General features: G+C 57.7%; 7 protein-coding genes and 1 tRNA gene. All 8 read right to left on the reverse strand.

Going from position 1 to position 6,711, the window contains the following annotated elements; genetic code table 11:
* On the reverse strand, positions 1 to 202 hold a 202-nt coding region (locus AC1D1P_RS10845; protein WP_477672975.1), incomplete at its 3' end, for a DNA gyrase inhibitor YacG.
* Between the two features lie 70 nt (positions 203 to 272).
* Positions 273 to 1,028 (reverse strand): cell division protein ZapD, encoded by a 756-nt coding sequence (zapD, locus tag AC1D1P_RS10850; protein WP_457279673.1) that lies wholly within the window; start codon positions 1,026 to 1,028, stop codon positions 273 to 275.
* Between the two features lie 45 nt (positions 1,029 to 1,073).
* A complete protein-coding gene (coaE, locus tag AC1D1P_RS10855) occupies positions 1,074 to 1,685 on the reverse strand; it encodes a dephospho-CoA kinase (protein WP_477669833.1) in 612 nt (203 codons plus the stop codon).
* A 4-nt stretch (positions 1,686 to 1,689) separates the two neighbouring features.
* The gene (locus AC1D1P_RS10860) at positions 1,690 to 2,529 is read right to left on the reverse strand and encodes a prepilin peptidase (RefSeq protein ID WP_477669834.1); all 840 of its coding nucleotides are present in this window, start codon (positions 2,527 to 2,529) and stop codon (positions 1,690 to 1,692) included.
* Between the two features lie 11 nt (positions 2,530 to 2,540).
* Positions 2,541 to 3,761 carry a type II secretion system F family protein gene (locus AC1D1P_RS10865; RefSeq protein WP_477669835.1) on the reverse strand — a complete coding sequence of 407 codons (1,221 nt, stop codon included), beginning with the start codon at positions 3,759 to 3,761 and terminating at the stop codon, positions 2,541 to 2,543.
* A gap of 80 nt (positions 3,762 to 3,841) precedes the next feature.
* Positions 3,842 to 5,575: a type IV-A pilus assembly ATPase PilB gene (gene pilB, locus AC1D1P_RS10870; protein ID WP_477669836.1), complete on the reverse strand. Its 1,734-nt coding sequence runs from the start codon at positions 5,573 to 5,575 to the stop codon at positions 3,842 to 3,844.
* Between the two features lie 135 nt (positions 5,576 to 5,710).
* Positions 5,711 to 5,787, reverse strand: a tRNA-Pro gene (locus AC1D1P_RS10875).
* A 12-nt stretch (positions 5,788 to 5,799) separates the two neighbouring features.
* A partial coding sequence (locus tag AC1D1P_RS10880; protein WP_477672976.1) for a polyprenyl synthetase family protein occupies positions 5,800 to 6,711 on the reverse strand: 912 nt, incomplete at its 5' end.

A 6,711-nucleotide genomic window follows, 5' to 3' on the forward strand; every position in this document is an offset into this window, starting at 1 on the left:
GCAGCTTGGGGTCTCCAAATTGTTCATCATCCGGTGGCACATCCGCCGGCAGGCGGAACCCTTCGCTGGCCCAGGCGCCCAAGTCTATGTTCTTGCAACGCTCGCTGCAAAATGGGCGAAAAGGGTTGCTGGGTGCGTAAATGCTTTCACCGCCGCAGCCAGGACATATGACCCGTTTGAGAGGCGGAGAATCTTTCTTCATCGCAGGCATGTTTGTAGACAGGTCTGGGGATCAATCGGGTGTGATGGCGATGAGGCAGCAAGTCCTGAAATCAGGAGCAAAGCGTCAGCTCAAACGCAGAATCTTCGGTGCTGGCGTGCAGCCGGTCGTCACTGCCGTGGCGCATGAGGCGCACCGACACAATCAGCCGGTTACCGCTGATTTCGGGAATCAACCCCAGAGCCGGGTCTATCCGCAGGCGCAACAGCTGAAAGGTGCGCCCCTGCGGCAACGTCTGCTGGTATTGCCCGCCGGGCGCCACCACTTTTTGAGGCGCCCCGGAGTCACGCAACAGCGTTAGCAGTACACGTATGGATTCGGCCAGCGGCACCAGCGGCGTGATCCAGCGCTGCAGGTCTTGCTGGCGTGTTTCGGTGTCAAGGTGCTGCCACGCATAGTAGGCCGGCAAATCAAACTCACAGGTCCCGCCCGGGATGCCGACACGGCTGCGAATGCTCATCAGCCAGTCGTTCTCCGTCAGGGAATGACCGGCTTTGCCCGGCAGGTTGTTCAAGGCGGAAAAACAGCCCTCAAGCTGGCCGGTCACCTCGTCCAGAACGGCTTCGGAAATGGCCGGGTTGCCGCGGTAGCCGTTGAGGACATGTTTTTGTTTCTCAAGGTCCTTGAGCACATCGGTCTTCAGGTCGGCACGCGCGCCGACATCCATGATTTCAAAAATGGTCGTGATCGCGTAATGATGATCCGTCGGGCTCTCACGCTCCACCAATTCACCGAGACGGCGAAACAGGTGTTCAAGTCGCAGATAAGTGCGTATGCGTTCGTGAAAAGGATACTCGTAAAGGATCACAGCGCTAGATTTCGTCGGCTTTAAATGAGGAGGTTTGTTTGCGCATCATAGCCCGAAGCGCCAGGCAAGCTGTCGGACCAGGGCTTCCAGGCTCGCCAGAGACAAGCCATCGTTATAGAGGCATATGTCAGCCGCAGACAGGCGCTGCGCGCGGCTTGCTTGGCCAGCCATGATTTTCTCCACCACCTCCCGTGGCCAGCCGTTTCGGGCCATCACGCGGTCAATCTGGGTCTTTTCACTGCAATCCACAATCAGAACCTGGTCAAGCTGCTGCCGCCATCGCCCCGACTCCACCAGCAACGGGACGTCAAAAATGACACAAGCACTGCCGCCCGCGACCGCCTGCTCATATTGATGCAGGGTTTCCCGGCTTACCCAGGGGTGCACGATGGACTCAAGCCTGCGCCGTGCAGATGGGTCGTCAAAGACCAGCTGCCGCATCCGTTCCCTGTGCATGGCTCCTTCGGGGGTGATCAGTTCTCCGCCGAACAGCGCTGCAATTTCCGGCACAGCCGCCCCACCGGCTGCCGTGACCGCACGGGAAATGGCATCAGCATCCACCAACGCCGCGCCGTGGGCAACCAGAATACCGGCAATCGTGCTTTTACCGCTGCCTATGCCACCGGTCAGTCCAATACGCAGGGCTGCACGGGACATGGCATCACAGGCCCACAAATCGCAAAATGGATTGCGGCCCAAAAATCATGGCCGTGAAACCCGCACCGGCCAGGAAAGGCCCAAAGGGCACATAACCGCCCTCGCGCAAGCCGGTGGAGAACTTCAACGCAATACCTATGACAGCACCAATCACCGAAGCCATCAGGATCATGGGAACCAGCGCAGGCCAGCCGAACCAGGCACCGAGTGCGGCGAAAAGCTTGAAGTCGCCATAGCCCATGCCTTCCTTGCCGGTGGCCAGCTTGAAGGCCCAGTACACCAGCCACAGAGACAGGTAGCCAGCGACGGCACCCCATAAGGCCGTTGGCAGGCTAACCGAAGGGTTCCACTGCAGGGCGGCGACGATCAGGCCGGCCCACAGCAAAGGCAAGGTGATATCGTCCGGCAGAAGCGTGGTATCCCAGTCGATCATCGCCAGGGCCAGCAGTGCGGCGGAAAAGCCGCACCAGCCCAGCGCAGTCAGCGACCAGCCCCAACGCCACACACAAAAGAAGAACAAGGCGCCCGTCACTGCCTCCACGACGGGGTAGCGCATACCGTAGGGCGAGCCGCATACCGAACACTTGCCTCGCAGGAACACGTAACTGACTACCGGAATGTTCTCGTACCAGCGGATGGCATGGCCGCAACTGGAGCAGCGTGAGCGCGGCACCACCAGATTGAACTTGTCGGAAGGCTCTGCTGGCTGCCCGGCCAGCTCCGCGCATTCCTGCGCCCATTGCCGCTCCATCATTTTGGGGAGGCGGTAAATCACAACATTCAGGAAACTGCCAATCAGCAGGCCCAGGATGCCGGCCAGCGACGCATCAAACGCCGGGCCCATACCCGTCCCCATCAAACGACTTGACCCAGCTTGAAAATGGGCAGGTACATCGATACCACGATGCCGCCAATAAGGGTACCCAAAAACACGATGATGATGGGCTCCATCAGACTCGAAAGGCCGGCCACCATCTCGTCGACTTCCGCTTCATAAAAGTCGGCGGCCTTACCGAGCATGTGATCGACGGAGCCGGATTCCTCACCGATGGCGCACATCTGCAACACCATGGTCGGGAACAGATTCGCATTGCCCATCGCAGCCGTCAGGCTGGTGCCCGTGGAGACCTCCTGCTGGATTTTCTCGGTGGCATCGGCATAGAGGGAATTGCCCGACGCTCCGCCCACGGAATCCAGTGCTTCAACCAATGGAACGCCGGCGGCAAACATGGTGGACAAGGTACGGGTCCATCGGGCAATGCACGACTTTTCAATCAGGGAACCAAAGACGGGTACCTTGAGCAACAGCCGGTCCATGAACTTTTGCATCTTTTCATTTCGCTTCCAGGCCTGGAAGAAGAAATAAAGGCCTCCACCAATTCCGCCAAAAATAAGCCACCAATAGGCCACAAAAAACTCGCTGATGGCGATCACGAACAGCGTCGGTGCTGGCAAGTCAGCGCCAAAGGATTTAAACACCTCCTTGAAAGCCGGGATCACAAAAATCATGATCACCGCGACCACCACAAAGGCCACAATCACCACCGAAATGGGATACATCAGGGCCGATTTGATTTTCGACTTGATGGCCTCTGTTTTTTCCATGTAAACCGCGAGGCGATCCAACAGGGACTCGAGAATACCTGCAGCTTCACCGGCCTCGACCAGATTGCAATACAGCGCATTGAAATACATCGGGTATTTGCGAAAAGCCGCACTCAAGGAAGTACCGGTTTCCACGTCCGTGCGCACATCGTTGAGAAGCTTGGTGACGCTGGCATTCGCATTGCCGCGACCCACAATATCAAACGACTGCAAAAGTGGAACGCCCGCCTTCATCATGGTAGCCAGCTGGCGGGTAAAAATGGCGATGTCCCTCGGCTTGATCTTCTTGCCGGAGCGCATGCTGCGCTTTTTGATCTTGGTGGGCAAAACGCCTTGGCGGCGCAGGGAAGCCTTGACCTGGTTTTCTCCGGCGGCCCGGGTTTCGCCCCGAACCTGTTTGCCGCCGCGGTCCTTGCCCTCCCACTCAAAAACAAATTCCTTGACGCCTTTGACAGATGCTGCAGTTGCCATGATGGTTTTCTCGTTTTATCGATGGCCCAAGCCACCTTTCGCTACAGACGCCGATTAATCAGCACTTTGCGTGAGCAAATTTAAACATTCGTGCAACCCAAAACCTCTTCCAGTGAGGTCATTCCGAGTTTAACTTTTTGCAATCCGGACTGGCGCAGGCTTCGGACCCCTTCGAGTTCAGCCTGCGCAGCGATTTCAAGCGCACTTCCGTCGCGAAGGACAATACGCTGGATTTCCTCGGAAATCGGCATCACCTGATAAATACCGACACGCCCCTTGTAACCATTTGTGCACATGGAGCAACCCACAGGCCGATACGGCGTCCACGAGCCGTCGACATCATCCTCTTTGAAACCGGCCTCCAGCAATGTCTCGCGAGGGATATCAGCAGGAGACTTGCAGTTAGGGCAAAGCCGGCGAGCAAGGCGCTGGGCCGTGATCAGAATCACGCTTGAAGCAATATTAAAAGGAGCAATGCCCATGTTGCGCATACGCGTCAACGTGGTGGGTGCGTCGTTCGTATGCAGCGTGGACATGACCATGTGGCCGGTCTGCGCGGCCTTGATGGCGATATCAGCCGTTTCAAGATCGCGAATCTCACCGACCATGATAATGTCCGGATCCTGCCGCAAAAAAGCTTTGAGCGCGACAGAAAAAGTCATGCCAGCCTTGTCATTCATGCTGACCTGGTTGACACCGGGCAATGTGATTTCGGCGGGATCCTCAGCGGTGGCAATGTTGACACCCGGCTTGTTCAGAATATTCAGGCAGGTGTACAGCGACACGGTTTTACCGGAACCCGTGGGCCCCGTCACCAGCACCATGCCGTAGGGTCGCTGAATCGCGGCCATCAGGCGCTCTTTTTCAATCGTTTCATACCCCAGTGCATCAATGCCCAGTTTGGCGCTACTCGGATCCAGAATACGGATAACGATTTTTTCGCCATACATGGTCGGCAAGGTGCTCACCCGGAAATCGATGACCCGATCGGGGCCGATCTTGAGCTTCATTTTGCCGTCTTGCGGTACGCGTTTTTCCGAGATATCCAGCTTGGAGATAACCTTGATGCGCGCGGCAAGCTTTTCCTTGATGGCGACCGGTGGTGACGCGATTTCGCGCAATTCGCCGTCCACCCGGAAGCGCACCCTGTAGGTATGTTCAAACGGCTCGAAATGCAGGTCGGAAGCGCGCATGCTGAAAGCATCAAGCAGCATCTTCTGGAGAAATTTGACGACCGGAGCGTCCTCAACTTCGGAGACACCCGCTTCATCTTCGGTTGCGCCAGTATCCACACTGGTTTCATCAAACTCAAAGTCATCGCCGATGATGCTTTCCATCGCCTCAGAGGCGCTGGTGTTGGACACTTCCGACAGCTTGGACAGCTTGTCGTATTCGGCGATGACCCAGTCGACCCCCATCTGGGTGGAAAACTTGATTTTTTCAGCCGCCTCCTGGTCAGATGGATCTGCCGTTGCAACAATCAGCCGGTTATTGCGTTTGCTCAGAACAACGATACGGTACGTTGCACAGATTTTGGAATCGAGCAGTCCCTTGGGCAGGCGCTGTATGTCTATGGCGTCCAGGTCAAGCAAAGGCGCCGCAAAGGCGGTCGACATGGTGTGCGCCAAGTCAGACGCGGAAACCGCTCCGGAGCCTGTCAGTTCGGCGATGAAGCTGGTGCGCCCCGTTTGGGCTTTGCGAAAGATGTCTTCAGCAGCCTTTTGACCCAGCTTCCCCGCAACCACCAAGGCCCGACCCAGACCTGGCAATGCCATGGATGGTGGTTGGTTAATAGCGGTGTCAACAGCGGCCATGGATTCTCTGGATAGGCTTAAATAGGTATCATCGCTTATAGATTACAAGGTGTAAATCGAAAACGCGCCAGAGGCCTGCCCGGCGTTGGAAGTATGCGAAGAAACGCACACATACGGCCAAGGCCAGGATATTTTTGGTCGGGGTGAGAGGATTCGAACCTCCGGCCTCTACGTCCCGAACGTAGCGCTCTACCAGGCTAAGCTACACCCCGATCCGGCAGCCGTCAGAAACGCCTTTCCAGCAATTGGGAGGCCAGCTGCATCAGGGCATTACTGTAAATGTTTTGGGGCAGGGCCTGCAAGGCATTCAGCGCGCGCTGTGCTTCTACAGCCGCAGCATCCCGGGTGGCCTGCAGCGCTCCGGTCTGTTGCACGATGGCGATGATCTGTGTCATCTGGTCCGTGCCACCCGTCTCAATTGCCTGCCGGATGGTCGTACGCTCAGCCTCGGTACCTCGCTGCATGGCGATGATCAGCGGAAGTGTCGCCTTGCCTTCGCGTAAATCGTCGCCCAGGTTCTTCCCCATTTCAGACACATCCCCGTCGTAGTCCAGCACGTCGTCGATCACCTGGAATGCGGTGCCCAGTGCCTGGCCGTAGTCTGCGCAGCTTTGCTCAATGGCTGGCGGCGACTGGGCCAGCAAGGCCGCCAGGCGGGCGCTGGCTTCGAACAGCTTGGCCGTCTTGGAACGAATCACCCGGAGGTAGCCCTCCTCCGACAGTGTCGCGTCGTGCATGTTCATAAGTTGAAGCACCTCGCCCTCGGCGATCACGTTGGTCGCCTCGGCAAGTGTCTGCATGACACGCATATCGCCGGCTTCGACCATCATCTGGAACGCCCGGGAATAGAGGAAGTCACCCACCAGAACGCTGGCAGGGTTGCCGAAGGCCTCGTTGGYGGTCGTGCGGCCCCGGCGCAAGGTGGATTCGTCCACCACGTCGTCATGCAGCAAAGTTGCCGTATGGATAAATTCCACCACGGCCGCGAGGTTGTGGCGTTGTTCCCCCCGGTACCCCAGCACACCGCACAGCAGCAGCAGCAGGGCGGGACGAAGTCGCTTGCCGCCAGCTGCCACGATGTACTGCGACACCTGGCTGACCAGCGGCACCTCGGATTTGAGCCGCCGCTCGATGAC

The sequence above is a fragment of the Polaromonas sp. P1_E1_2 genome (genome assembly GCF_056406035.1).